The sequence below is a fragment of the Kitasatospora sp. NPDC001547 genome (assembly GCF_042894165.1).
Classification (GTDB): Bacteria; Actinomycetota; Actinomycetes; order Streptomycetales; family Streptomycetaceae; genus Kitasatospora.
The window spans coordinates 294,988-320,128 of sequence record NZ_JBIAVL010000007.1 but is presented as its reverse complement, the minus strand read 5'-3'; the positions used below and the strand labels follow the sequence as shown (position 1 = coordinate 320,128).

The 25,141-nt window shown below is 74.8% G+C and carries 23 protein-coding genes and 1 pseudogene; 10 read left to right on the top strand and 14 right to left on the bottom strand.

Annotated features, from left to right (window positions below; translation table 11 throughout):
- Positions 1–91: 91 nt before the first annotated feature.
- Together ACFY0X_RS16765 and ACFY0X_RS16760 are read right to left on the bottom strand one after the other, a co-directional pair.
- Positions 92–991, bottom strand: coding sequence for an aminoglycoside phosphotransferase family protein (locus ACFY0X_RS16765; protein WP_387754898.1), 900 nt, complete (start codon positions 989–991; stop codon positions 92–94).
- A 305-nt stretch (positions 992–1,296) separates the two neighbouring features.
- A pseudogene (locus ACFY0X_RS16760) lies at positions 1,297–1,374 on the bottom strand (IS5/IS1182 family transposase); the annotation flags it as partial.
- Between the two features lie 157 nt (positions 1,375–1,531).
- Between ACFY0X_RS16760 and ACFY0X_RS16755 the strand changes: the two are divergent.
- On the top strand, positions 1,532–1,981 hold the full coding sequence (locus ACFY0X_RS16755) for a hypothetical protein (RefSeq protein ID WP_387754895.1): 450 nt from the start codon (positions 1,532–1,534) through the stop codon (positions 1,979–1,981).
- Positions 1,982–2,064: 83 nt separating this feature from the next.
- On the top strand, positions 2,065–4,737 hold the full coding sequence (locus ACFY0X_RS16750) for a tetratricopeptide repeat protein (RefSeq protein WP_387754893.1): 2,673 nt from the start codon (positions 2,065–2,067) through the stop codon (positions 4,735–4,737).
- Positions 4,738–4,966: 229 nt separating this feature from the next.
- Here the strand turns inward: ACFY0X_RS16750 and ACFY0X_RS16745 are convergent, their stop codons facing one another.
- The 6 genes from ACFY0X_RS16745 to ACFY0X_RS16720 form a co-directional block, all read right to left on the bottom strand.
- Positions 4,967–5,350 (bottom strand): hypothetical protein, encoded by a 384-nt coding sequence (locus tag ACFY0X_RS16745; RefSeq protein ID WP_387754890.1) that lies wholly within the window; start codon positions 5,348–5,350, stop codon positions 4,967–4,969.
- A gap of 321 nt (positions 5,351–5,671) precedes the next feature.
- The gene (locus ACFY0X_RS16740; RefSeq protein WP_387754888.1) at positions 5,672–6,646 is read right to left on the bottom strand and encodes a hypothetical protein; all 975 of its coding nucleotides are present in this window, start codon (positions 6,644–6,646) and stop codon (positions 5,672–5,674) included.
- Complete coding sequence (locus ACFY0X_RS16735) at positions 6,643–7,998, bottom strand: MFS transporter (protein WP_387754928.1); 1,356 nt, start codon at positions 7,996–7,998, stop codon at positions 6,643–6,645. The genes ACFY0X_RS16740 and ACFY0X_RS16735 overlap by 4 nt, the downstream gene beginning before the upstream one ends.
- 2 nt (positions 7,999–8,000) lie before the next feature.
- Positions 8,001–9,359: a discoidin domain-containing protein gene (locus tag ACFY0X_RS16730; protein WP_387754885.1), complete on the bottom strand. Its 1,359-nt coding sequence runs from the start codon at positions 9,357–9,359 to the stop codon at positions 8,001–8,003.
- Positions 9,360–9,705: 346 nt separating this feature from the next.
- On the bottom strand, positions 9,706–10,674 hold the full coding sequence (locus tag ACFY0X_RS16725; protein WP_387754883.1) for a serine hydrolase: 969 nt from the start codon (positions 10,672–10,674) through the stop codon (positions 9,706–9,708).
- The gene (locus ACFY0X_RS16720; RefSeq protein ID WP_387754880.1) at positions 10,671–11,618 is read right to left on the bottom strand and encodes a LysR family transcriptional regulator; all 948 of its coding nucleotides are present in this window, start codon (positions 11,616–11,618) and stop codon (positions 10,671–10,673) included. The genes ACFY0X_RS16725 and ACFY0X_RS16720 overlap by 4 nt, the downstream gene beginning before the upstream one ends.
- 164 nt (positions 11,619–11,782) lie before the next feature.
- Here ACFY0X_RS16720 and bla point away from each other — a divergent pair, with 164 nt between their 5' ends.
- A complete protein-coding gene (gene bla, locus ACFY0X_RS16715; RefSeq protein ID WP_387754877.1) occupies positions 11,783–12,742 on the top strand; it encodes a class A beta-lactamase in 960 nt (319 codons plus the stop codon).
- A 436-nt stretch (positions 12,743–13,178) separates the two neighbouring features.
- Here bla and ACFY0X_RS16710 read toward each other — a convergent pair whose 3' ends face one another.
- Entirely contained in the window at positions 13,179–13,607 is a 429-nt protein-coding gene (locus ACFY0X_RS16710) for a hypothetical protein (protein WP_387754874.1), read from the bottom strand.
- Positions 13,608–13,972: 365 nt separating this feature from the next.
- Positions 13,973–14,983 (bottom strand): aldo/keto reductase, encoded by a 1,011-nt coding sequence (locus ACFY0X_RS16705; RefSeq protein WP_387754871.1) that lies wholly within the window; start codon positions 14,981–14,983, stop codon positions 13,973–13,975.
- Between the two features lie 545 nt (positions 14,984–15,528).
- Here ACFY0X_RS16705 and ACFY0X_RS16700 point away from each other — a divergent pair.
- Positions 15,529–17,007: an alpha/beta fold hydrolase gene (locus ACFY0X_RS16700; protein ID WP_387754869.1), complete on the top strand. Its 1,479-nt coding sequence runs from the start codon at positions 15,529–15,531 to the stop codon at positions 17,005–17,007.
- A 59-nt stretch (positions 17,008–17,066) separates the two neighbouring features.
- On the opposite strand, the gene ACFY0X_RS16695 is transcribed toward ACFY0X_RS16700, so the two are convergent.
- Positions 17,067–17,639, bottom strand: a complete 573-nt coding sequence (locus tag ACFY0X_RS16695) for a dihydrofolate reductase family protein (protein ID WP_387754866.1) — start codon at positions 17,637–17,639, stop codon at positions 17,067–17,069.
- 361 nt (positions 17,640–18,000) lie between these two features.
- Between ACFY0X_RS16695 and ACFY0X_RS16690 the strand changes: the two genes are divergently transcribed.
- Both ACFY0X_RS16690 and ACFY0X_RS16685 read left to right on the top strand, forming a co-directional pair.
- A complete protein-coding gene (locus tag ACFY0X_RS16690; RefSeq protein WP_387754863.1) occupies positions 18,001–18,672 on the top strand; it encodes a TetR/AcrR family transcriptional regulator in 672 nt (223 codons plus the stop codon).
- Between the two features lie 231 nt (positions 18,673–18,903).
- Positions 18,904–19,125, top strand: coding sequence for a DUF6458 family protein (locus tag ACFY0X_RS16685; protein ID WP_387754860.1), 222 nt, complete (start codon positions 18,904–18,906; stop codon positions 19,123–19,125).
- Between the two features lie 176 nt (positions 19,126–19,301).
- Here the strand turns inward: ACFY0X_RS16685 and ACFY0X_RS16680 are convergent, their stop codons facing one another.
- Positions 19,302–20,567, bottom strand: coding sequence for an alpha/beta hydrolase family protein (locus tag ACFY0X_RS16680; protein WP_387754857.1), 1,266 nt, complete (start codon positions 20,565–20,567; stop codon positions 19,302–19,304).
- Positions 20,568–20,838: 271 nt separating this feature from the next.
- Here ACFY0X_RS16680 and ACFY0X_RS16675 point away from each other — a divergent pair, with 271 nt between their 5' ends.
- Positions 20,839–22,059, top strand: a complete 1,221-nt coding sequence (locus ACFY0X_RS16675; RefSeq protein ID WP_387754854.1) for a sensor histidine kinase — start codon at positions 20,839–20,841, stop codon at positions 22,057–22,059.
- Complete coding sequence (locus ACFY0X_RS16670; RefSeq protein WP_387754852.1) at positions 22,056–22,748, top strand: response regulator; 693 nt, start codon at positions 22,056–22,058, stop codon at positions 22,746–22,748. Before ACFY0X_RS16675 ends, ACFY0X_RS16670 begins: the two co-directional genes overlap by 4 nt.
- Positions 22,749–22,901: 153 nt before the next feature.
- Here ACFY0X_RS16670 and ACFY0X_RS16665 read toward each other — a convergent pair whose 3' ends face one another.
- A complete protein-coding gene (locus tag ACFY0X_RS16665; RefSeq protein WP_387754849.1) occupies positions 22,902–23,585 on the bottom strand; it encodes a GPP34 family phosphoprotein in 684 nt (227 codons plus the stop codon).
- A gap of 4 nt (positions 23,586–23,589) precedes the next feature.
- Positions 23,590–23,727 carry a hypothetical protein gene (locus ACFY0X_RS16660; RefSeq protein ID WP_387754846.1) on the bottom strand — a complete coding sequence of 46 codons (138 nt, stop codon included), beginning with the start codon at positions 23,725–23,727 and terminating at the stop codon, positions 23,590–23,592.
- Between the two features lie 525 nt (positions 23,728–24,252).
- Here ACFY0X_RS16660 and ACFY0X_RS16655 point away from each other — a divergent pair.
- Both ACFY0X_RS16655 and ACFY0X_RS16650 read left to right on the top strand, forming a co-directional pair.
- Positions 24,253–24,546, top strand: a complete 294-nt coding sequence (locus ACFY0X_RS16655; RefSeq protein ID WP_387754843.1) for a hypothetical protein — start codon at positions 24,253–24,255, stop codon at positions 24,544–24,546.
- Positions 24,543–24,935 (top strand): hypothetical protein, encoded by a 393-nt coding sequence (locus ACFY0X_RS16650; protein ID WP_387754840.1) that lies wholly within the window; start codon positions 24,543–24,545, stop codon positions 24,933–24,935. The genes ACFY0X_RS16655 and ACFY0X_RS16650 overlap by 4 nt, the downstream gene beginning before the upstream one ends.
- The last annotated feature ends 206 nt before the right edge of the window (positions 24,936–25,141 follow it).

Below are 25,141 nucleotides of genomic sequence, written 5' to 3'. Positions count from 1 at the left end.
AGCTCTTCGGTCGTCACAACCCGATGCTGGACACCCTTCCTGCATGCCCGGAGCAGAACCGGCAAACCCAGCCCACTTCGGAACTACTCGTCTAGCCGATGAGGGCCTCGGTGATCTGACGGGTGGTCTGCGCGGCGACCCGGGGGTTGGCGGCGGCGTAGTGGGTGTAGGCGTTCAAGGCCGTGGCCAGCGCCCAGCCGCGGCCCCGGATCCAGGTGGCGTCGTCCACTCCGAGCGCGGCGCGGAAGGCGGCCCGCGGCCCGGCCGACATCAGGGTGAAGGCGATCACCAGGTCGCAGGCCGGGTCGCCGATGCCGAGCCCGCCGAAGTCGATGACCGCGCTGAGGCGCCCGTCGACGGTCAGCAGGTTGCCGGTGTGGAAGTCGCCGTGGAACCAGACCGCGGGACCGTCCCGTCCGGGGGCGCTGGTCGCCGCTTCCCACAGCTCGGTCATGGCTGCGGCGTCGAAGGAGCCGTCGACCTCCGCGATGGCGGCCCGCGTCGCGCGGTCCCGTGCGGCCAGCGGCCGGGCGGTGAGCTCCTCGCGGTCGCCCAGGACCCGGATCTCCCCGGGCTCGAACCGCTGGAGAGCGGTCAGGAACCCGGCCAGTTGGACGGCGGCCTCGGACGAATCGGCCAGTGCCTCGACGGTCGCCACCTCGCCGTCCAGCCAGCGGGACACCGCCCACGGCCACGGATAGCCGAAACCGGGCTCCCCCACCCCCACTGGCACGGGGACGGCCAGTGGCAGGTGCGGGGCGAGCCGCGGCAGCCACTCGAACTCCTTCCGCGCCTGCCCGATGGCGCCGGCATGGCGGGGCAGCCGGACGGACAGCTCCTCGCCCAACCGGTAGATCACATGGTCCGAGCCGGCCGGGTCGAGCAACTCCAACGGCAGACCCGCCCACTGCGGGAACTGCGTATCGACCAGGCGCCTGACCAGTGCGGCATCGATCGCGGGGCGGATGTCCGCGGTTCTCCCGGTTGCCACGAGCAGCTCCTGGAGTCGGCCCGCCCGGGCGGCAAGGCAGTTGGGGCCATCACAGTGCGTCGCAGGTCTCCTGTCGACCGGTTTTCCCCGCCGACCTCATCCGCCACAGGGTTCCGCGCGCCGGCTCTCGAAGCCGACCTACCAGCGTGACCCTCTCCCGGCCCTGATCACGGAACGCCGCCGCCACCCCCGGACCAGCGAGCGGCCGGCACCGGCCGGACGAGTCCTCGGCGGAGCCCAGGGCCGATCCGGGTGGGTGGTCTCCGGCTACCACCCCAGCAGCTACTGCTACGGCGGCGGCGTGGCGCGGTCAGGTCGTGGGTGCGGCCCGGCAGGGCGCGGGAGAACCACAGGGGTGTGCCGTCGGGGGCTGCAACGACCTGCTCGCGGCGATCCGAACTGAGATCGCACCGAGCGACCAGCGTGGCCGGCTCCGGGGCGTACGGCAGATCCGGCCCTTTCCCCGTCACCCTGCCCCGGCGCTCCGTAGACTTGGCCTTGATCGCCCAAATCCGGTGCGGTCAAGGGGAGTTGGGGATCATGGAACTCGATGCGTTCATGACAGTGGCCGGTCCGGCCATCACCTCCGCAGCGGCCGCCTACGGCGGCGCGGTCCTGACCCGGGCCGAGGAGGCCGCGGCCGACGCGACCGTGGGTCTGGGGCAGCGCATCATCAACTCGGTCTGGCGCCGCAGGGACATGCAGCAGCGAGCCGAGCTGGAGGCCTGCCTGGACGATGCCACCCGGCCGGGCGACGAGGACGCCATGGGCGCCCTGCGCCACCAGATCCGGCGTGCCCTGCGCTCCGATCCGGAACTGCTGGCCGAGTTGGCCGCCCTGCTGCCCACCGCGAACCCCCAAGGCGTCACCAGGGTGGAGGCCAGCGGCGCCGGCTCGGTGGCGGCCGGCGGCAGCATCTACGGCTCGGTGACCACCGACGTCACCACCACGCCCGCCTCACCCACCGCCGCGCCGGCCGACACCGCGTGACGAGCCCTCACCCGTCCGGCTCCCTTTCGGTCCACGCCGAGGGCATCGCGTCGGTAGCCGCCGGCGGCAGCATCCACGGTCCGGTGACCATCCGGACCACAGTGCTGCCCGCCAGCGCGGTGCGCGACGCCGCCGACACCGAGGCCCGTGGCGTGGTGTCCCTTCGCGCCCCGAAGCACACCTTCACCGGCCGGACGGCCGAGCTGGCCGAGGTGCGGGCCGCGTTGGCCCGGAGCACCGGCACCGCGGCCGTGGTCCTGCACGGCCTGGGCGGGGTCGGCAAGACCGAGCTGGCCCTGCAGTACGCCCACCTGCACCGCGAGTCGTACGACCTGATCTGGTGGATCGACGCCGCCGTCCCCGGGGCTACCGAGGCGGCCCTCGCCGCGATCGCCGAGCGGCTGAGTCCGCACTGGACGGGCACGGAGCCGTCACTGTCCGCCCGGGCCGCCTGGGCCACGGCCTGGCTGCAACAGCACGACAGATGGCTCCTGGTCCACAACAACGTGGAGGAACCGGCCCTGCTGGGGAACGTCCTGGGCAGGCTCCCGCGCGGACACCATCTGATCACCAGCCGGTACGCCACCGGCTGGCAGGGCCAGGTACGGTCCGTCGGCCTCGGTGTCCTCCCCCGCACCGACTCCGTGGCACTGATCGGCTCCTGGGTACCGCTCACCTCCCCGGAGGAGGAGTGGCACGCCGGCCGGCTCGCCGGAGAACTCGGCGACCTTCCACTCGCCTTGGAACAGGCCGGCGCCTACATGAACCAGACGGTGACCAGCGTCGGAGACTACCGAAGCAGCCTCCACGAGTTCCTGGACGAGGCCGCCCTTGACCACGCCGACGACGAGCAGACCGTCGCCGGCGTCTGGGCCCTGACCCTGACCGCGCTGGCCGAGAGCAACCCGCTCTCCGTCGAGCTGCTCCACACCCTGGCCTGGCTCGACCCCGACGGTCTCCCCCGGGAACTGCTGGCCGGCCTCACCGCCGGTCCGATCCGGGTGAAGACGGCGCTCGGTCTGCTGCACGCTTACAGCATGGCCACCCTCTCCCTGGAGGAGGTGGCCGTCCACCGGCTGGTGCAGAAGGTGCTGCGCGACCGGGCCACCCGCGAAGCAGCCGCGCGGGCCACCGCGGACGGGCCGCCTCCCGCACCGCGCGGACGGGAGGCCGCCGAACGCCTCCTGCTCGCGGCCGTGTACCCCAACGGGCCGGAGGAGGATCCCGACACCGTCCAACTCGCCCGGCTCGCAGCACATGCGACCGCACTCTCCACCACCGACCCCGGCATCCACCACCCCGGACTGGGCCGGCTCTTCGCCGACACCGCGCTGCACCTCGATGAGCGCGGCCAGACCGTCCGGGCCCTCCCGCTCTTCGAGGCCTACGCTCGGCAGACCGCCGACGGCTTCGGCACCGACCATCCGTTCACCCTGAACGCCTGCGGCTCGGTCGTCACCTCGCTCATGGCGGCGGGCCGGCTCGAACCCGCGACCGACCTCCTGGAAGAGCTCGTGGAACGGGCCACCCGGGTACTGGGCGACGGAGACCTCGTCACCCTGCACATCCGGGCGAGCCTCGCGGAGGTCCATCTGACGCGCGGCCGACTGCAGCGGGCGGAAGACGGGTTCGCCGCGGCGGCGGCCGACAGCACCGCACATCTCGGCCCCGATCACCCCCGGACCCTCACGCTGCGGAACAGGTTGGCCACCGTCTACGAGAACCGCCACCAGTTCGACCGGGCGATCGAGATCTACCAGGACCTGCTCCGCCACGAGCACGGCGGCCTGGTCCACTGGGAGCAGCACTCGGCACCCCTGCGGCTCAATGCCGCCACCATCCGGAACAACCTGGCCGGGGCCTACGAGGGCGCGGGGCGATCCGCAGAGGCCGTCGCCACCTACCGCGAGGCGCTGGCCGACATGGTCCGGCAGGTGGGGGCGGACCACCCGCAAACGCTGAACTGCCTCGGCAATCTCGGCTACGCCCTGGAGGCCGCCGGACAACTGGAGGAGGCCTCCCGGATCTACCGGGAGGTCGCGGAGAAGCGCGTGCGGATCCTCGGCGAGGACCACCCCGACACCCTGCGGAGCCAGGGCAACCTCGCCTACCTGCTCCTCAAGACGGGAGAGCCGGAGGCGGGCCTGGAGCTCTGCCGCAGGACCCTGGTCCAGCGCGAGCAGATCCTGGGCGAGCTGCACGCCGACACCCTGACGAACCGCAAGCTGCTGGCCTCTGCCTACGACTGGACCGGCGACCTCACGACCGCCGCCGAGCTGTTCGCGACCACCCTTCAACAGCACCGGGAGGTCCTGGGCAGCCGGCACCCCGACACCCTGTCCGCCCTCTCCGGCTACGCGATCTGTCTCATGCGGGCCGGGGACGCACCCGGCGCCGTGCCGCTGCTGGAGGAGGCCCTCGCCGCCCAGGAAGAGCTCTCCGGGCCGGAGGGCATCGCGACCATGACCTACCGTCACAACCTGGCCACGGCCCTGCGGGACACGGGTGCGTTCGACCGCTCCGAGGAACTGTTCACCACCGTCCTGGAGCAGCGCACCCGCCGACTGGGCGCCGACCACCCCGACACCCTGATCAGCGGCGGAAGTCTGGCCCGGCTGTACCAGCTGGCCGGCGATCTCGACCGAGCCGTCCCGCTCTACGAGTCGGCCCTCACCGGCCTCACCGCCGTCTTCGGCACCGACCACTGGGCCAGCCGCATCCTGGCCGACTACCTCGCCGAGGCCCGCACGGCCTGAGATCCGCCCACACCGGGCGCACCACCGAGAAGCCGTTGTCGTACCGATCGTGGGGCGCGTCGATCGAACGAGGATCTCGGTCGGGTGATCGCCAGCCGGCAGGGCGGTTCGTCGCGCTCGGCCGGCCCGGGACGACCTCCCCCGCTGCGCCTACCCGGGCCGCTCGACACCGCCGAGGCCGACCGAGCCCTGTGCGGCCCCGGGCCGGCCACCCGCCCGGGGCCGCACGTCAGGCGACGGCTCCGGCAACTCCGGTGCGGCCCGCCGGAGTTCCGGCGATGGTGACGATGGTCTGGGCACGGATGTGCTCGCCGAGGACGGCGGCCAGGGCGTCGGTGGTGGCGGTCACCAGGCGGGCGGGGGCGTCGGGCACCTCCGCGAGGTGGTAGGCGGCCTCGCGCATGCTGAGGGTGACGATCGGGTTGTCGAGGTCGGTCGGCAGGCCGCCGACGCCCCGGCGGTGGGCCGGGAGGCCGATCAGGTCGACCCCGACCAGGCGGGCGAAGCCGGGGCCGAAGACGGATCCGACGGCGTCGGTCAGGGCGGCGATCAGCTTCGGTTCGACGGTGCCGTCGAGGGCTTCCTCGCGGATGTGCACGGTGAAGTGCGGCACGGGGCAGCTCCGTTCGCGTGGGTACGTCCGTACGTCCGTACCGTGAGGGGCGGTTGGCTTTGCCAGTAAAACACCTTTGACTGCAAAGGTAAATGAGCGGACGGTACGAGGCGCCGAATGACGGATTCGCACGACGACGAGGACGAAGTCGACGAATTGGTCCTGGAGTTGCTCCTGCTGATGCCCCCGAGGAGGTGCGGGGCCCGGACCTCGCGCTGGAGATCCGATCGCCGGGCCGGGACCGCCAGGGCCCGCCGTTCCAGAAGCCGCCCGCGGCCGCACCGTCCCGGGCCGGTGCGGCGGGCGGCGGGCCCGCGGGCGTCAGGCCGGCGGGGGCGGGACGGTGACCGGGGAGGAGGCACCGGGGAGGAGGAGGCGGGGCGTGCCGGTGCCGTCGGCGGGGGTGGCCCAGACGTCGGGGGCCTCGCCCGCCCGGGCCGGAAGGGCGTAGGCGAGGGTGGCGTCGTCGAGCCAGGCGGCCTGGTCGTCGACGCTGCGGGTCTCGGCCAGCGGGTGTTCGTGGAGGTCGGCCAGGTCGAGGACGTGGAGGCGCCAGGGCGCGACGGGATCGGCGGAGACCTTCTTCTTGAAGGCGATCCGGGTGCCGTCCGGGGAGAGCGAGGGGCATTCCACGTTCTCCCGCAGGGTGCGGGCCGACCAGGCCTTGAGGTCGCCCTCGACGAGGTGGGTGCGGCCGGCGGTGGAGACGGTGGCGTAGAAGCGGTTGTCGTCGGCGGCGAAGTTGACGCCCCAGTAGTTGACGTCGGCGGCGTGGTAGCGGGTGCCGCCGATCGTCAGCGGGATCTCCTCGACGGACTTGATCAGGTAGCCGGTGCGCAGGTCGAGGATCGAGGTGCGGGTGGAGAAGCGGTCCGCCGCGTAGGAGTCGCCGACGGCGAAGGTGGTCCAGGAGAGCACCTGGCCGGAGGGCGAGACCCGGGCCCGGTTGGGGATCCCGGGGACGATCACCGACCGGAGCTCGGTGAACCGCCGGTCGTAGACCACGGCCTGGGTCCGGGCGGGGGTGCCCGGCAGGGCGCGCAGGCACAGGGCGCGGTCCCCCGCGGCGTAGAAGCGGGCGCAGGACGGGCCGCCGGGCTCGCCGCCCGGGCTGCGGGCGACGCGACCGGTGGCGGTGTCGCGGTAGTAGAGACCGGGCTGGTCGAGCGTGAACGAGGCGTCCGCGGCGACGAGTTGCGGTCCGCCGTCGCGTTGGCGGGCGTGCACCACGTAGCCGAGGGAGCCGCCCAGGAGGACGAGGGCGGCGAGGACCAGCAGGACCGTTCGCGACTTCATCGGCGCGCCTTCCTTCCCGGGAGGATCCGCCAGGCGGCGGTGAGTGCGGTGGCCAGGGCGAGGGCGGCCGCGACGAGGGCCGGGCGCGGCCCCCACCACGTCCAGGCCGCGCCGAACCCGGCCGCGCCGACCAGGCGGGCCAGGGCCTGTCCGGTCTGCAGGACGGCGAGGCCGCTCGCCCGGCCGGCGGCCGGGAGCGCGGGCGCGGCCAGCGCCATCAGCACGCCGTCGGTGGCGGCGTAGAAGACGCCGAGGAGGACCAGGACCAGCACGGCGGTCGGCAGGCCCGAGGGGGCCAGGAGCGTCAGGTAGGCGGCGAGCAGCGCGCCGTGGCCGAGCAGGAACGGGATCCGCCGGCCGGCGCGGTCCGCGATCCGCCCGGCGGGGACGGCCAGCAGCAGGTAGCAGGCCGCCGCGCCGAGCGGCAGCAGGGGGAAGAGCGCGGCCGACAGGTCGAGGCCGCGCTGGAGCAGGAGGTAGAGGAAGGAGTCGCCGACGGTCGCGGCGCCCAGCAGCGCGGCGGCCGCGACCACCCGCCGGAAGGCGGGGTCGGAGGTCGGCCGGGCCGCCCGGCCGGCCGGGGCGGGTACGGCGTTCGGCCCCGCGGCCGGGGCGGCGGACCCGTCAGCGGTCGGGGCGGCGGTCGGCTCTGCGGACAGGACCGCGGACGGGAGCGCGGCCGGGGCCGGGCGGGTCGATGCGGCGCGCGGCGGCGGTGCCGACGGGTCGGCCGGGACGAAGAGGCCCAGCACCACCACACCGAGCAGGCCGGTGGCGAAGCTGACCACGAACACCGCGTCGTACGCGTCCGCCGTCACCCACAGCACCACGAAGGCGACCAGCGGGCCGAGCAGCGCCCCGGTCGTGTCCATCGCCCGGTGCACGCCGAACGCCCGGCCGAGGGTCTCCGGCGGTGCGCTGAGCGTGATCATCGCGTCCCGGGGTGCGGTGCGCACGCCCTTGCCGAGCCGGTCCGCGGCCAGCGCGGCGGCGATCCCGCCGGCGGCCCCGCCGGCCATCAGCAGGCCCAGCCGGGAGAGCGCCGACAGCAGGTAGCCCGCCCCCGCGACGGTCCGGTGCCGGCCGGAGCCGCGATCGGCGAGCCGCCCGCCGAGGAGCCGGACCAGTGCCGTGGCTCCGTTGAACAGTCCGTCGAGGAAGCCGAACTGGAGGGGTGAGAGGCCGAGGCCCAGGACCAGGTAGAGCGGCAGCACGGCGGTGACCATCTCCGAGGAGACGTCCGTGACCAGGCTGACCGCACCGAGCGCGACGACCGTGCCCGGGACGCGCCGCCCCACCCCGGCGGGGCGGGGCGGCGCGTCCGGACGACGGCCCGTGGTGGCCAGGTACATCATCAGTGGCAGCTGTAGGTCGGGCTGGTGTCCTTGGCCTTGCCGTCCGTCCCGACGAAGCTCCAGCCGTACCCGGAGTCGGTGAAGTCCAGCTTCAGCACGCCGTAGTCGCCGCTGATCCGCTTCTGGCTGTTCGGCTGCACCTGCTCGATCGGGTACGGCTCGGCGCCGCCCATCCCGCCGACGATCTCGACGATCCCGTCGGCGGTGGCCTTCCCGTCCGGGTCCTGCGGGGCGAACCGCTCGTAGTGGTGGTCGTGCCCGTTGAGCACCAGGTCCGCCCGGGCGTCGTAGAGGATCCGCCACACCGGCCGGGAGACCGGGTCGTTGCCGTGCCCGCCGGAGGAGTACAGCGGGTGGTGCCAGTAGGCGGCGACGCACTTGCGGGTGTTGGCCGCGAGGTCGGCCTTGAGCCAGTCGATCTGGGCGCTCTGGTCGAAGGCGTTGGAGTCGAGGGCGACGAAGTGCCAGTTCCCCTCGTCGAAGCTGTACCAGCTCTTGCCCTGCGGGTAGGCGATGCTGCCGAAGTACGCCTTGTACCCGGAGAGCGAGCCGGCCGGGTCGTAGGTCTCGTGGTTGCCGGGGACGGGGTGGGTCTTCGCCTTGAACGCGCCCCAGCTCTTGTCGTAGTAGGCGCGGAAGTCCGACAGCCGGGCGTCGTCGTACTGGTGGTCACCCATCGTCAGGTAGAACTTCGGGTCGATCCTCTGGGCGAGGGCGGCGGTCTTCGGGTGCGCGCAGGCGCTGTCCGAGGCGGTGCACTGGGCCGCGATGTCACCGGCCGCGACGACGGTGAACGCCCCGCCCGGGGTGGTCCCGGTCGGCGACGGCGTGGCGGTCGGCGAGGGCGTGGTGTCCGTGGCCCCGTAGACCTCCATCTCGTACAGCGAGTACCCGTAGGACGTGCCGCGGGCCGTGCCGTACATCCGGACGTACCGGCCCTTGCCGGTCAGCCCGGTCCAGTCGTCCGTGCCGCCGTTGCCGGCCTTCTCCTCGGCGACGGTGGTCCAGGTCGCCCCGTCCGCCGACACCTCCAGCCGGTACGCCTTCGCGTACGCGGCCTCCCAGGAGAGCTTGATCCGCGAGACGGTGGCGTTCGCCCCGAGGTCGACCCGCAGCCACTGCGGGTCCTTCCCCTCCTCGCTCGCCCACCGGGTACCGGTGTTCCCGTCGAACGCCTTGCCCGCCGCGTAGGACGAGCCCTCCGTGGACGAGGCCGTGGCGGCCTTGCCCCGCGAGAGCAGCGGATCGGCCGCCGCTCCCGCCCGCCCGGACCAGCCGAGCAACAGTCCGCCGACCAGCACGAGCACCGCGGCGAACACTCCGATGTGAACAGGCCTTACCGAGACTTGGGGACGCATCCCTGAACTCCCTGACCTAGAACGACGGCGAGAGCTGGACTCCGGCGGGGCCCGCACGCGATCCCCGCCGGTCGAGCGGTGGTTGCCTCACCACCACGGCGGCCGGGTCAGAGCTCTCGCTGAGCACGTCACGCCCCGCTCGGGGGGCGCCGCGCCAAGCCGCCGCCGAGAGCCTAGTGAAAAGTAAAGTTTCCTGACAATAGTCCGGGCGCCGAAATCCCGCGCGGATCGACGGGCACCGGCCTACGCGCGCCCCGGGGCGGCGACCGGGGGCAGGGCCGTGCGGTCGGGGCGGCGGGCGCGCCAGGGTGAGGTCGAGGACGGGGCGTCGGGTTGTCGGCCCGGGTCAGCCCGTCGCGCCGCTCGCCGCCCGCGCCCGGAGGGCGTCGACGGCGAGGCGGGCGGTGGTTCCGATGGCGGCGTCGGCGGCGGGCAGGGTGATGGTGGTGGCGGCGGCGCGGGTGAAGACGGCGAGGGCGTAGCGGCCGCCGTCGGGGTATTCGACGACGCCGACCTCGTGGCGCAGCGTGGGCAGGGTGCCGGTCTTGCCGTGGACGCGGACGTCGTCGTAGGGGAAGCCGGAGGCCAGGCGGTGCGGCCAGACCTGGAGGCCGAGGAGGCGTCGCAGGGCGGCTCCGTGGTCGCCGGGGCAGGCCTCGCCGTGCCAGAGGGCGGCGAGCAGGGTGGTCATGTCGCGGGGGGTGCTGTGGTTGGTGAAGGCGGGGTCGAGGACCCTGAGGCGGGCGACGACGGCCGGGTCGACCGGGGAGTCGGGGCCGGTGTCCTCGGCGAGGGCGGCGGCGAGGTCGCGGAGCTTGTGGACGGCGACGGTGCGGTTCAGGCCGAGGTCGGCCATGGTGCGGTTGACGGTGTCGAGGCCGATCCGGTCCCACAGGGTGTCGGCGGCGGTGTTGTCGCTGACGGCGGCGGTGAGGTAGGCGAGGTCGCGCAGGGAGAGGCGGGCGGCGTCGAGCATGGCGGCGAGGCCGGTCCCCCCGGGGGTGCGGCCGGCGGCGGGGACGTCGACCTGCCGGGTCAGGTCGATCCGTCCGGCGGCGGCCTCGCGGTACAGCGTCACGAGCAGGCAGACCTTGTGGACGCTGGCAGTGCTGACGGCGGTGTCGGCGCCGAGGCCGATCTCGGCGCCGGTGTCGAGGTCGCGTGCGTGCAGCCAGCCGGTGACGCCCGCGTCGGCGAAGGCGGCGGCGATGCGGGTGCGCGCGGCGCGGCCGTACGGGCCCCGGTCGGCGGCCGTGCGGTCGGCACTCGTCCGGCCGGCTCCGGTGCGGCCGGCTCCGGTGCGATCGCTGGTCATAGCGGGAACTCCATTGCGGGCCGGGGGTAGAGCGAACGGTTGGGCGGCTGGGGCAGGAGGCCGCCGGGGCCGGTCAGCGCCTGGTGGGCGGCCTCGGCGAACAGCCGGACGGCGGGCCCGCCCCGCCCGGCCGGCCAGGCCGTGGAGGTCCGCCAGGTCAGCGGGGTGCCGGTGAGCGGGCGCCAGACCGTACCCGGCGGGGGTGTGGTCCGCGGCACCAGGGCGATGGCGCTGCCGGTGAGCACGAGCGCGCCCGCCAGGTCCGGTCCCGGCGGGTCGACGACGGCCCCGGGGGTGCAGCCGTGCCTGGTCAGCGCGGTGAGGACCTCGTCGTACAGGGCCGGGGCCGTGGCGCGGGGGAAGAGGACCAAGCGCAGGCCGGTCAGGTCGGCCACCGCCAGCTCCGGGCGGTCGGCGTACGGACTGCCGGCGGCGAGCAACGCGCCGAGCGGCTGGTGCAGGACGGGGCCGAAGGCCAGTCCGTCGGCCGGGCAGGGGTGCCGGACGACGGCGACGTCGACGGTGTGCTGGGCGAGTTCGCGCACCACGGCCGCGACCGGCACCTCCCGCAGGTCGAGCCGGGTGCCCGGGGAGGCGGTCTCGAAGGCGGTGAGCAGCGCGGCCAGGACGGCCGGCCCGAGTTCGGGCGGAACGGCCGCGCGCAGGGTCCCGGCCCGTCCGCTGCGCAGGTCGGCGGCGGTGGCGAGGAGGCGGGCGGCGCTGTCCAGGGTCTCCTCGGCTTCGGCGAGCAGCAGCCGGCCCGCCGGGGTGAGGTCGACGCCGCGCGGGCCGCGGTCGAACAGGGTCACACCGAGTTCGCGTTCGAGGCGCTGGATCCGCTGGGAGAGGGAGGGCTGGGCGATCCGCAGGCGCTCGGCGGCGCGGCCGAAGTGCCGTTCCTCGGCGACGGCTCGGAAGTGGCGCAGGTGCCCCAGCAGGTCCATGGCCAGCCATCATAGGCGTTCTCCTATTGCTCCCTTCACGATCGGGGTCTTGGACCGGGAGGCCGGCGGCCTGTTTAGCTGAGGGCGATCGAGCGGCCGCGAACGATGCGGGAACCACCGCGAGGGCGCGGCCGCGACAGCACGAACCCCAGGGGAGACCACCGATGAAGTCCGACCTCCGCCGCACCCGCACCGCGCTGCCCGCGGTGGCCCTGCTCGTGGCCGCGCTGATCGGGGGGTGCGGCCGGGCGAGCAGCGCCTCGACGGCCGCGGCGCCCGGTACGGCGGCCCCCGGTGCGACGGCCCCGGGCGCGGCGGTGGCGGGCGCACCCGCGACCAGCTCGGCGGAGGACTCCTTCGCGGCGCTGGAGCAGCGGTTCGGCGCCCGGCTCGGCGTGTTCGCGGTGGACACCGGCAGCGGCCGGGAGGTCGCCCACCGGGCCGACGAGCGGTTCGCGTTCGCGTCCACGATCAAGTCGCTCGCCGCCGGGGCCCTGCTGCGCAAGGCCTCCGACGCGGACCTGGACAAGGTCGTCCCCTACCGCCAGGAGGACGTGCTGGCGTGGGCACCGATCACCTCCCAGCACGTGGCGACCGGCATGAAGCTGCGTGACCTGGCCGCCGCCTCCATCCAGTACAGCGACAACACCGCGGCCAACCTCGTCGCCGCCGAACTCGGCGGCCCGGCGGCCGTCCAGCGGTCCCTGCGCGACCTGGGCGACTCGACCACCAGCGTCGACCGCACTGAACCCACCCTCAACGAGGCGACCCCGGGCGACACCCGCGACACCAGCACGCCGCGCGTCCTCGCCGCCGACCTGCGCCGCTACGTGCTCGGCGACGCCCTCGCGGAGGGCCGGCGCGCGCTGCTGACGGACTGGCTGGTCGGCAACACGACCGGCGGCCCGTACGTCCGCGCGGGGGTGCCCGCCGACTGGAGGATCGGCGACAAGACCGGCGCCGCGGGTTACGGCACCCGCAACGACGTCGCCGTGGCGTGGCCGTCGGGCGGGCGCAGCCCGATCGTGATCGCCGTCCTGTCCGACCGCGGCAAGGCGGACGCCACCTCCGACGACGCCCTGATCGCCGAGGCGACGAAGGCCGTCGTCGGCGCCCTCGGCTGACCCTCCCCGAGCGACCAGGAGCCCCGACCGCGGTGGTCCGGCCCACCCGCCGGACCGCCGCGGACGCCGACTCCACTCGGCGCCGCCTCGCCCGGCTCGCCGTCCTCGGTCTCACCGCCGGGGCCGCGCCGAGCGCCTTGCCGGGCACCGCCTCGGCCGCCGCCGGCACCCGCGCGACCGGGGCGGCGGCTATTCGGCGGCGGGCCTTCGGGTCGCCGTGCGGTAGAAGTTGAGTGAGGCCCGGCCCTTCCGGCTGGGGCGGCAGGCCCTGCCAGAGCCCCGGAGGCAGCCCCTCCTGCCTGTTCGGACACACCCCGGTGCCCGGCGCTCCTCCCGTCGAGTTCCCGCGGCCGACGGACGGACCGGCCGTCTCCAGGTGCTGAAGGGTCACGGCGGCCCCCGGCTCCGCCACGGGGTCGGGGGCCGCCGGCGCGTCCTAGGTGAGCGGGTTGTCCTGCCAGTCGCTGTAGTAGCAGCGGGGGGTGCCGGTGTCGACGCAGGTCACCACCCGCACGCTGGTGACGTAGTAGCCCGCGTCATAGGTGAGACCGGCCCAGGACGACGTCTCCCCGCAGCCCTGCTGGTTCCACCGCTTCGGCGTGGTGTAGGTCGAAGAGCTGGTGCGGACCTGGAAGTGGATGAACACCGGCTCCCCGTCGCACGCGGTGTCCCGCACCGCGGCGTTGCCGTTCTTCCACCCGCTCTTCGTCCACTCCCAGTTCGCGGACCCGAAGACCCCCGTCCCGGACGCGTACGCTCCGCCGGTGGCCGCCGAAGCGGCTCCGGCCGAGCCGACCAGCGCGACAGCGGCGAGCGCCGCCACTGCCCCCGTACGCCGCAGACCCCCGACAAGACGTCGTTTCATACTTCCCCCTTGGACGAATGGAGCCGGAGCACGAACAGCCGTGCCGCTCCTGCCTGACTGGATCCGACGCTAACAAGCCCCTGCCCGCCGGGGATCCTCGGTCGTGCGAGGTACCGTGGCGCGGCGGAAAGTGCTGGGCCGCTTCTCCCGGATCACCGGACAGGCACGCCTGACGCGGCGTTGACTGAGGCGCGGCGAGCCACCCGAGCCGGGGACAGCCACGTCGGGGCCGACTGGTACGAGCCGCGCGTTCTCCTCCCCGCATCCCGTTCCCGTGGCCTTCGACGACGCCGGAGTTCCAGGGGAGGGTGCGTCCGGCGCCAACGGCGCCCCGGTCACGGTCGACACCGCGGCGAGGATCCGGACTACCGGGAGCCCGCCGCAGGGCGCGACTTGTAGAAGGACTCCTCCAGGTAGGCGACCTCGTGCGGCTGGTAGGGCTCCTCCAGGTAGGCGGCCTCGTCGTCGTCGAGTTCGACGTCCACCGCGGCGAGCGCGTCGGCCAGCTGGGCCGGCTTGGTGACCCCGACGACGGGCGAGGTCACCGCCGGGTGGCGCATGACCCAGGCCAGGGCGACCTGGGCCGGGGACAGGCCCCGCCTGCCCGCGATCTCGTGGACGCGCTCGGCCACTGCCTGGTCCCCGTCGCGGTAGAGGATCCTGCCGCCCTCGTCGGTCCCGGCACGCGCCGTGGCGGTGTCCCGGGCCCGCGTCAGCCTGCCCCGCGCCAGCGGGCTCCACGGGATCACGCCGATGCCCTGGTCGGCGCAGAGCGGGAGCATCTCCCGCTCCGCTTCCCGGTGGATGAGGTTGTAGTGGTCCTGCATCGACACGAACCGGGTCCAGCCGTTCAGGTCGGCCAGGTACAGGGCCTTGGTGAACTGCCAGGCGTACATGGAGGAGGCTCCGATGTAGCGGACCTTCCCTGACTTGACCGCGTCGTGCAGCGCCTCCAGGGTTTCCTCGATCGGGGTGTCGTAGTCCCAGCGGTGGATCTGGTACAGGTCGATGTAGTCGGTCCCCAGCCGCTCCAGGGAGGCGTCGAGCTCGGCGAAGATCGCCTTGCGGGACAGCCCGGCGCCGTTCGGGCCGGGGCGCATCCGCATCCAGACCTTGGTGGCGAGAACGACCTCCTCGCGCCGGGCGAAGTCCTTGACCGCCTGGCCGACGATCTCCTCGCTGCTCCCGGCGCTGTACCCGTTGGCCGTGTCGAGGAAGTTGACGCCGCTCTCGAGGGCCTGCTTGATGATGTCCCGGCTGGCGTCCGCGCCCAGCGACCAGGGCTCGCCGCCCCGGTCCGGCTCCCCGAAGCTCATGCAGCCGAGGGTGATGGCGGAGACTTCCAGCCCGGTCGTTCCGAGTTTGACGTATCGCATGCTTCCGAACCTACGAATTGGAGTGCGCTCTACCGCAAGTCGTCTCGGTCCGGCGAGCACGGACTCGTCGACCGCCACCGCGTGCCGGACACCAGTACGGCCGGCGCCCCGGGCCGTGGAACCCATGTCGGCACGGGGCAGCCCCGGCACCGTCCGGCTGCCTCCCGCCCGGCCGTGCCCTCCAGCCGCCACGACTTGCGACGGTCCCTGGAGTTGCCGTCCGAGGCGACCAGGCCATGCGGCGCGAGATCGCCCAGCGCCTGCCGGACCGCGGTGTTCGACACCGCCCCGGCGCGCAGCACGCGCCGGCGCGCCTGGTCGTCGGTCGTCGAGGCCCGATCCCGCCCGCGGGGCAACGGCGGGCGGCCGGTGGGCGGTTCACCTCGAACGGTGGGAGACCGGACATGGGCCTCCGCCCCTACGGCAGGCCCCGCCGTACGCCTCAGGTCGGATCATGGGCCCATCCCGGCGCCGTACGGGTGCGGCCCGGGGCGGAACGGAGACTGGAGGCGGTTCCGAGACACGATTCTGCACGGAGGACTGGCATGGTGCTGCGAGACGGACGCACGATTCCCGCGCTGACGGTCGGTGCCGCGACGGCCGTGGTCGCGGCGCTCGCCCCCGCGACGGCGTCCGCGGCGCAGGACCCGCTCCAGGGGTACGCGCAGCAGCGGCTCCGCTGGGAGCGCTGCGACGCGGGGCAGCCGGCCGCGTTCGAGTGCGCCACCGTCCAGGTGCCGTTGGACTACGCCGACCCCGGGGGCCGGAGGATCGACGTCGCGGTCTCGCGGATCAAGGCGGGCAGCGCGAAGGCGCGCCACGGCGTACTGCTGATGAATCCGGGCGGGCCGGGGGTCCAGGGACTGACCCTCCCCGTGGAGATGGAGCCCTTGCTGGCGCCGGAGGTGCGGGAGCGGTTCGACCTCATCGGGTTCGACCCGCGCGGGGTCGGCCGGAGTTCGCCGGTCACGTGCGGCCTGACGGCCGACGAGCGGAGCATCCTGCACCCTTACGCGGCGGACACCTTCGCCCGGGACGTGGACCGGGCCCGGACGGTGGCCGACAAGTGCTGGGCCAAGGCGGGGGACGTGCTGCCGCACATCACCACCCGCAACACCGCGCGGGACATGGACGTCGTCCGGGCGGCACTGGGCGAGCGCAGGATCTCCTACTTCGGGTACTCGTACGGCACCTACCTGGGCTCCGTCTACGCTCAGATGTTCCCCCAGCGCTCCGACCGCTTCGTGTTGGACAGCGCGCTCGACCCGGCGCTCGCCTGGCGGGGGACGCTCCGCGGCGCCGCGGCGGGGGCCGAAGCGGCCTTCACCCGGTGGACGGAGTGGGCCGCCGCCCGCCACGCCGCGTACGGGCTGGGCGCGACCCCCGCCGAGGTCCGGAAGACGTACTGGGACCTCGTCGCCCGCGCCGACCGCACGCCCGTCCCGACCACGAACGGGGCGCTGAGCGGCGGAGACATCCGCACCGGGTACGCCGGTTTCTCCCACGTCGCCACCGTCACCCCCTGGATCGCCGCGCTGAAGGCCGCCTCCGAGGGCGGACCGGCCGCGCCGACCACGCCGGTGCCCTCCGGCACGGAGGAGCAGGAGAACAACCGGACCGCCGCCACGTGGGCCCTGTTCTGCGGCGACGCCCGCGACTGGCCGCGCGACCCCGAGCAGTACCGCCGGGACGCGATCCGCGACCGTACCGCCCACCCGCTGGCCGGCGACCTGGGGGCGGGCATCCAGCCGTGCGCCTTCTGGAAGTCGCCGCCCCGCGAGGCGGCCACCGTGGTGAACAACGGCGTCGGCGCGCTGATCGTGCAGAACCAGTGGGACCTGCGGGCCACGCTCGCCATGGCGCAGGGCATGCGCCGGGCGCTGCACGGTGCGCGGATGATCACGGTCGCCGGCGGCGGGGGCCACGGCGTGGTGGTGGCCGGCCCGTCCTGCGCGGACGTCGACGTCACCCGGTACCTGACCACGGGCCGGCTGCCCGCGAGGGACGTGACCTGCGGCGGCTGACTACGCCTCGGTCCGCAGGCGGCTCCAGGTGGTGGTGTCGACGATGCGCACCATGCCTGTCAGCGGACGACGTCGAAGACGTTCTTCTGCAGGCCGTTGGCGTACGCCTCGTGCTCGACCAGCTTCAGCTTCTGGGTGTCCTTGTCGGTGGTGCTGAACAGGCGCTTGCCCGCGCCGAGCAGCAGCGGGAAGACGAGCAGGTGGTAGCGGTCGATCAGGCCGGCGTCCGAGAGGGCGTGGTTGAGGCTGGCGCTGCCGTGGACGATGATCGGGCCGCCCTCGGTCTCCTTCAGCGCGGCGACCTCGTCGAGGGAGCGCAGGATCGTGGTCTCGCCCCAGTTCGACACCAGGTCGCCGTCGGCGAGGGTGGTGGAGACGACGTACTTCGGCAGCGTCCTGTAGCGGGCGAAGTCCGCCATGTCCGGCCACACCTGGCTGAACGCCTGGTAGCTGGTGCGGCCGAGCAGCATCGCGGTGGCCTCCTCCTGCTCCCGGCCCTTGATCTCGAACGCCTCGGGGAGGAACTCGACGTCCTTGAAGGTCCAGCCGGAGTTGCGGTAGCCGGGTTCGCCGCCGGGGCCCTCCACGACGCCGTCGAGCGAGATGAACGCGGTGCTGATCAGGGTACGCATCTTGAGGTTCCTCGGTATCTCGTGCCTGGGTAGAAAGGGGTCGAGTCGGTGCTCGCCCGGGTCACGCCCGGTTCTGCGGTGCGCCGGCTGTGTTCTCTGACTGCTGAGCGCGGGGAAAGTCATCGGTCGCCGCCCGCCGGGCTGCTCGCGCGAGCCGGCCCAGCCAGTCCGTTCGTGACGGAGCAGGACGACGTGGGAGTCGAAGGTCCTGGTCTCGGCCAGGCCCATGAGCAGCGGGTCCCCCTTGACGACAAGTACCGGGGCGGCCGTCGACCGCCCTTGTGTACGATGTCCACATCTGGGGGATGCGGTGATCCGCGCCCCCCGAGTGATCATGCGAGAGCCTAGACGAGCTAAGTGGATGCTGTCCACATTGGAGGCGGCGGCCATGGCGGCTACCAGGGACACGAAGTCCAAGCGGGACACCTACCGCCACGGCGACCTGCGCAACGCGCTGATCGAGGCCGCCCTCGAACTCGCCCGCCAGGGCGGCCCGGAGGCCGTCGTCCTGCGCGCCGCCACCCGGCAGGCCGGGGTCGTCCCCAACGCCGCCTACCGCCACTTCGCCGACCGCGACGCGCTGCTGCACGCCGTCTCCCAGGCCGCCATGGCCCGGGTCGCCCGCACCATGGAGGCCGAACAGGACGCCCTGCCGCCCGCCGAGGACCCGGTGGCCGCCGCCCGGGCCCGCTTCCGCGCCGTCGGCACCGGCTACCTCCGCTTCGCCCAGGAGGAACCCGGCCTGTTCCGCACGGCCTTCCACGTCCCCGGCGACATGACCCACGCCGCCGCCGACACCGCCGCGGGCATCACCGGCAAGACCCCCTTCGAACTGCTCGGCGAAGCCCTCGACGGCCTCGTGGAACATGGTCTGCTGCCCGAAGACCGCCGCCCCGGAGCCGAGTTCCTCGCCTGGTCGGCCGTCCACGGACTCGCCGCCCTCCTCATCGACGGCCCCCTGCGCGGTCTCCACCCCGTCCAGGCCCACGAAGCCGGTCAGCACGTCATCGACATGCTCGAACGCGGTATCTGACCCCACCAGGCCGCTCGGAGGTGTGACGGCGGATCAGGGCTCGCGGAAGCCGTATGCCGAAGGCCCTGCCCGCCGCACTGCGGCGCCGGGGCGTGCCGGCCGGACGTCCTGCCCCACCCCTTCCCGCAGCCCCCGACGACGGTCCCCGGGCAGCCCGCAGGAAGCCGCCGACATTCAAGTCCGGATTCAGGGAACCCGAGGAGCAGACCGACCGACGAGGAGTGAGACGGCATGGGTATCGGTGGCTGCATCGTCCTGTTCGCCCTCGGCGCCATCATGGCCTTCGCAACCGACTGGCACGTGAACGGCGTCAACCTGCACCTGGTGGGCTGGATCCTCATGGCCGCCGGGCTTCTGGGACTGATCACCTATGTGAACGTGTTCCGCCGCCGGCGCGTGGTCCGCCGGGTCGAGAGCGACGAACCGGTCGAGGAGCGCCGCTACTACGAGTAGGAGTCGGCCGGACTCCGCGACGTCGGCCAGAGCCCGCGTACGGTCGGGTTCCGCGTACGGTCGGGTTCCGCGTTCGAGCGGGTCCGCGGGTCGATGTGGGGTGTCGTCCCCCAGCTGACCGGCGCCGGCCGGACGCCGTGCCGCCCGGCGCCCCAAGGGGTGCCGGGCGGGCCGGTTCAGCGCAGCACCTCCAGCTCCGGCCAGTCGTCGCCGGGCCGGTCGAGGAAGCCGGTGGGCCGCCCCGTCAGGTACCGCGCGAAGAAGGCGGCGACGGCGGTGCGCTGGGCGGCCAGGGAGCGCCGGGGGTCGACGGTGCCGATGAGTGCGGCCGCGTCGGGGACCGGGAGGCGGCGGACGAGCTGGGGCAGGAGGACCTGGAGGTCGGTGTACGAGCCGTGGGCGGCGTTCCGCAGCCGCAGGGCGTGCCGGGGGCCGGTGGACGCCGCCCAGCAGGAGGCCCAGCTCGGTTCGGTGCGCAGGGTCTTCGTACCGGAGGCCATCAGCAGGAAGGGCTTGGCGAGGCCGCTGTCGGCGACGGGGCCCAGGAGGGCGCCGTCGAGGTCGGCCGCCGCGCGGACGCCGGGCTCGTCGTGGGCGAGCTGGGCGGCGACGGAGCCGCCGAGGGACTGCCCGAGCACGCCGGTCCTGGCCGGGTCGGCGGCTTCGGCGAGCCCGTCCGGGAGCGGGTCGGTCCCGGTGTCGGGTCGGTCCCCGCGGGCGAGCCGGTCGAGTGCGCCGAGGACGAAGCGGGCGTCGGCGAGGCGGGCCCGGGAGTGCCCGGCGAGGAGGGCGGCGACGACCTCCGGGGTGAGGTCGTCGGGGAGCGGGAGGGCGCGTTCGACCCGGCCGCCGGGGAACTCGACCTGTTCGGCCTCGTACGTGGAATCGAGGGCGACGACGAGGTGGCCGCGGCTCGCCAGCTCCTCGACCAGGGTGGTGCCGAGGGCGCGCGAGCCGCCGTCGCCGGAGGAGAACAGCACCACGGGCAGCCGGCCGGCGCGGCGGGCGACGGGCGCGCCGGCGCGGGCGTGGGTCCTGATCCCCCGCCAGTCGGCGGCGCCGGCGGGGACACCGAGGGCCGGTGCGCCGTGCGCGTCCCAGTCGGCCGCCGCGGCCGGGGGCAGCCAGGGGGCCGTCGGGTGCCCGGTGCCGGGTTCCGCCGGGTACCAGAGGCCGGCCATGAGCTCCCGGTAGGGCTTGGCGGGCAGGAGGGGGTCGGGGCGGCTGTCGTCGACCAGGTGCAGCGCGACGGTGCCCACGGGCCAGGGCCCGGTGGGCGCGGGCAGGCGCAGCGGGACGGGGGTGCCGGGGGCGGGCGCGGGGCCGTGTCCCCCGGCCGGGGCGGCCGGGCGGTTTCCCGCGGCGAAGGCGGGGGCGGCGGTCAGGGTGGCGAGCGCGGCGGCGCCGAGCGTGCCGAGCAGGGCGCGGCGGGTGGGGGGCATGGGCGGGCTCCTCGGGCGGTACGGATGCGGGGTCGCCACCAGGGTTTCGCCGCCGGCGGTGCCCGGCGCCCTGCCGGGGGACGATCCCGCGGGTGGGCGCGGGTCGCCCCGGGGCGCGTTCTCTCCTCCGCTCGGAGGAACCCCCGGTGTTCCGGGGTCTCCCCCGGTCTCCGCCGGTCTCCGCCGGTGGGCGGACGCCTCGGCGGGCGCGGGGCCCTACCGTGGGGCTCCGGCGAGGACGCCGGAGGACGCGGACGCGAGGACGGACACGATGGCCGAGACCGGCGCGGTACGGACGGGCCCGCCGGGCGCCCTCGCCTGGCTTCCGGAGCGGGTGCCGCCCGTGGTCGCGGACGCCGCGCTCGCGGCGGCCCTGTTCCTGGTGACACTCGGGCCGGGACGGGTGGCGGACGGTACGGGCTTCGCGCTGCAGACCGCTCTGGTGCTGCCGCTGGTGTGGCGGCGGCGGGCGCCCCGGGCCGCGTTCGGGGTGATCGCCGCCGCGGCGCTCGCGCAGTGGCTGCTGGGTGTCCAACTGCCGGCCGACGCGGCGTTGTTGGTCGCCCTGGGGACGGTGACCGCGCGGGCGCCGTACCGGTCGGCGTGGGCGGCGGCTCTGGTGGCGGTGGCCGGGGCGGTGCTGGCGGCGGCGCGCTGGGCGCCGGAGGGCCGGTTCCTCGCCTCGGCCGCCGCGATGACGGCGGCGGTCGCCGCGAGCGCGCTGCTCGGGGCGAACGCCCGGATCCGGCGGGCCGCGCGGGCGCAGCGGCTGGTGCGGCTGGAACGGGACCGCGACGAGCGGGAGCGCCGGGCGGTGGAGGAGGAACGCGCCCGGATCGCGCGGGAGTTGCACGACAGCGTGACGCACGGCCTGTCGGTGGTGGTGGCGCTGGCCGACGCGCTGGGGCACGCGCGCCCGGCCGACGCCTGCGCCGTGACGGCCCGGATCGCGGAGACCGGGCGGCAGGCGCTGACCGACATGCGGCGGGCGCTGGACCTGCTCCAGGACGCCGGTACGGACGCCGGGCCCGGGGACGATCCCGACGCGCGGCCCGGGGACGACCGGCGGTCGCCGCCGGGGATCGGGCAGCTCGGGGAGCTGTGCGAGCGGATGGAGGCGGCGGGCCTCGTGACCCGGCTGCGGGTGGACGGCGAGGCCGCCCGGGTGCCGGCCGCGGCGCAGTTGACGGTGCACCGGCTCGTCCAGGAGTCGCTGACCAACGCGCTGCGCCACGCGCCGCAGGGGGCGCGCGCCGAGGTGCGGGTGTCCTGCGCGCCGGAGGCGGTCACGGTCGAGGTGACCGACGACGGGCGGGCCGCAGGGGCCGGGCGGCCGGGATCCGCCGGGCGCCCCGGATCTGCCGCGTCCGGGCGGGGGCTCGCGGGGATGCGGGAGCGCGCCGCGGCCTTCGGCGGGGTGCTGGAGTCGGGCCCGCGGCCGGACGGCGGCTGGCGGGTCTTCGTACGGCTGGATCCCGGGGGCGCGTCGTGAACGTCCGGGTGCTGCTGGTGGACGACGAGGAGCTGCTGCGGCTGGCGTTCGGTCTGATCCTGCGGGCCGAGCCGGACATGGAGCCGGTCGGGGAGGCGGCCGACGGGGCGGCGGCGGTGGAGCTGGCGCGGCGGCTGCGGCCGGACGTGGTGCTGATGGACGTGCGGATGCCGGGCACCGACGGCATCGAGGCGACCCGGCGGCTGCTGCGCGAGGTGCCCGGGACGCGGGTGCTGGTGCTCACGACCTTCGACCTGGACGCGTACGCCTTCGACGCGCTGCGGGCCGGGGCGTCCGGTTTCCTGTCGAAGAACAGCCGGCCGCAGGAGCTGCTGGGGGCGGTCCGCGACGTGGCCCGGGGGGACGCCGTGGTCTCCCCCCGGGTGACCCGGCGGCTGCTGGACCGCTTCGCACACCGGCTCCCCGCCGCCGGGGACGACGGCGGGGGCGACGGGGGCGACGGCGGCGGGGGCGACGCGCAGCGGCTGCGCGTGCTGACCGCGCGCGAGCGGGAGGTCCTGCTGGGGGCCGCCCGCGGCCTGACCAACACGGAACTCGCCGCCACCCTCGGTCTCGCGGAGCCCACGGTGAAGAAGCATCTCGGCCGGGTCATGGCCAAGCTGGGTCTGCGGGACCGGGTGCAGGCGGTGATCTTCGCGTACGAGTGCGGGCTGGTCGGGCCGGGGTAGGCGCGGGCGGTCCGGCGGGAGTGGGCGACTGGCCGCGGGTGCGGCCGATCCGCCCGTGAGCGGAGGACCGCAGGAGAACGACGACCCGGTGTCCCACCGGACGGCGCCGGACGCGCTTCGCCGACGGCGGCCGCACCGCCCGGTTGGCGCCGGTCACATCACGGCTGTGGTCGCGGCCGTCGCCGCCGTCACGGCGATGACGGCCGCGAGCACCGCCCGGGTGTTCCTGATCGCCTCCCGCACGGCCTCCCCCGCCCACTCGCCCTCGGCGATCTCGGCGAAGCGCGGCTCGACCTCCTTGCGCGGCACCTCCGGGAAGGCGGACCGGTACAGCCCGGCGGCGTGCAGCAGCGCGATCAGGGCGCCGGTGCGCGCGTCCGGCTCGGCGCCGTGCAGGACGACGGCGGCCAGCCGCTCGCGCAGGGCGCGCTCCACGCGGCCGTCCGCCTCCGGGTAGCGGCGGACGGGGAAGACGCCGAGCACCCTGCGGCGCTCCTCGGTCACCAGACCGCGCTCGACCAGGCGCTCCAGGGTGTCGGCCGGGGCGGTGGCGCGGTCCTGGGTGAGCCACTCGGACGCCTTCGCGGTGCGACGCCCCCGGGCCCACTCGGCCAGCCGCTCGAGGCGCCCGTCCAGCAGCGGCTCCCCGGTGGGCTCCCCGCCCGGGACGACGGTGACCGTGCCGTCCTCCAGGGCGACCCGCCCGGCCAGCGCGAGCTCGGCCAGCAGCGCGCCCGGGATCGCGCAGGCCGCCCCGGCGCTCTCCTTCACCGCCCCGGACTCGTCCTCCAGCGTGAGCAGCAGGACCTCCTCGGCGAGCGTGACGTGCCCGTTCATCTCGTCAATCCCCTCCAGCAGTCAGCGCCTCGGCGAGGCGCCGGGCCTGGGTGTCGTCCTCCGGCGGGGAGTGCACCAAGATCCCGGTATCGGTGATCGCAAGGTACTCCTCGACGGAACGCGGGTCGAAGGGCAGGGCCACCTCCTCGGCGGCGATGGCCTCGTGGGCCCGGGTGCAGGAGAGCCCGAGGGCCGTCAGCTGCGCGGGCGGCCAGGCCGAGGACTTCCGAGAGGTACGCGGCGCGCCGGACCCACCCCGGGTCGCCGGGCAGGATCCGGGCGAGTTCGCGGCCTGCCGGGTTCTTCGTCGTCACCGTGCCGAGTCTCCCGGCCCGGGGGTGTCCGGCGGGGCGGTTCCCCGAAACCCCTCCCCCACCGCGGCTTCTGCGGTAGAAGGCCGGCCCGGCAGGGCTGCCGCCGGTGTCCCGGTTGGTGACGCCCAGGAACAGGCCAGGGCGCGGATCCGCACCGCCTGCGGGCGGGGCGCCGACGTCCCGGTGCCGAGCGCCTTGCCCCCGGTGGGAGAGGCCTTCGCCGGTGGTCGGCGGCCTGGGATCGCGCTCGCCGGCAGCTACACGGTCGGGCTCCGCCGTGTCGATTGCCGGCGGGGAGCCCAGGCCAGGCCATCGGTATACCAATGGTGCACCACCGGTATACCATTGAGGGCATGGCTGATACGACGATCAAGGTCTCCGCTGAGACGCGTGACCGGCTGGCCGCGCTCGCGGCGGCCGGCGGCACCACGATCGGCGCCCAGGTGGCCCGGCTGGTGGAGGCCCAGCCCACCCCGGAGCAGATCGCGGAGCGGGTGGCCGAGGGCCGCCGGCTGCTGCGGGAGCACTTCGGGATGACCCTCACGGACCCGGAGCTGGACGAGGGCCCGAACCTGTTGCAGCGGGTCTACGACATCGCCGCGGCGGACGCGCGTGCCAAGGTCGCTCCGAGGTGGCGCAGCGCGTGATCATTCTGGATTCCAGCGCGCTGTCCGCGCTGGCCGCCGGTCACCCGCGCCTGCACCGGATCGTGGATTCCGCTCTGCAGAGCCCGTTCCAGCACCTGCTGGTGCCGGTCCTGTGCCTGATCGAGGCCGAGGTCAAGGACGAGGGCGCGGCGCACGCGGTCCTGGCGCTGCCGTCGCTCGAGTTCGAGCCCCTGGACGCGTCGACCGCGGTGGTGGTGGCGAGGATGGTCGGTGACGGCTACGGCGGCCAGGGCGTGGCCCACGCCATTGCCGTGAGCCTGCCCACCCCGGCGCGTCCGCAGCAACACCTGATCCTGACGGCCGATCCGGAGCTGTACCCGCCCGGGATCGTCACGGTCGGCATCGACGACCCCCGGCTGGAGCCGTAGGGGCCGTCATCGGACGGGTTGGGGGACGGCCTGCCCGCGGACGCGGGTGCGCGCGGACCCGCGGCGGACGCGGGTGCGCGCGGACCCGCGGCGGGCGCGCGGACCCGCGGCGGGCGCGCGGTCGGGGGCCGGGCGGGCTCGTCGGGCTCTGCTTGACGGGCGGCCGGCCCGGGCATCAAGCCGGGGTGCGCCTGGCGGGTGCGGGG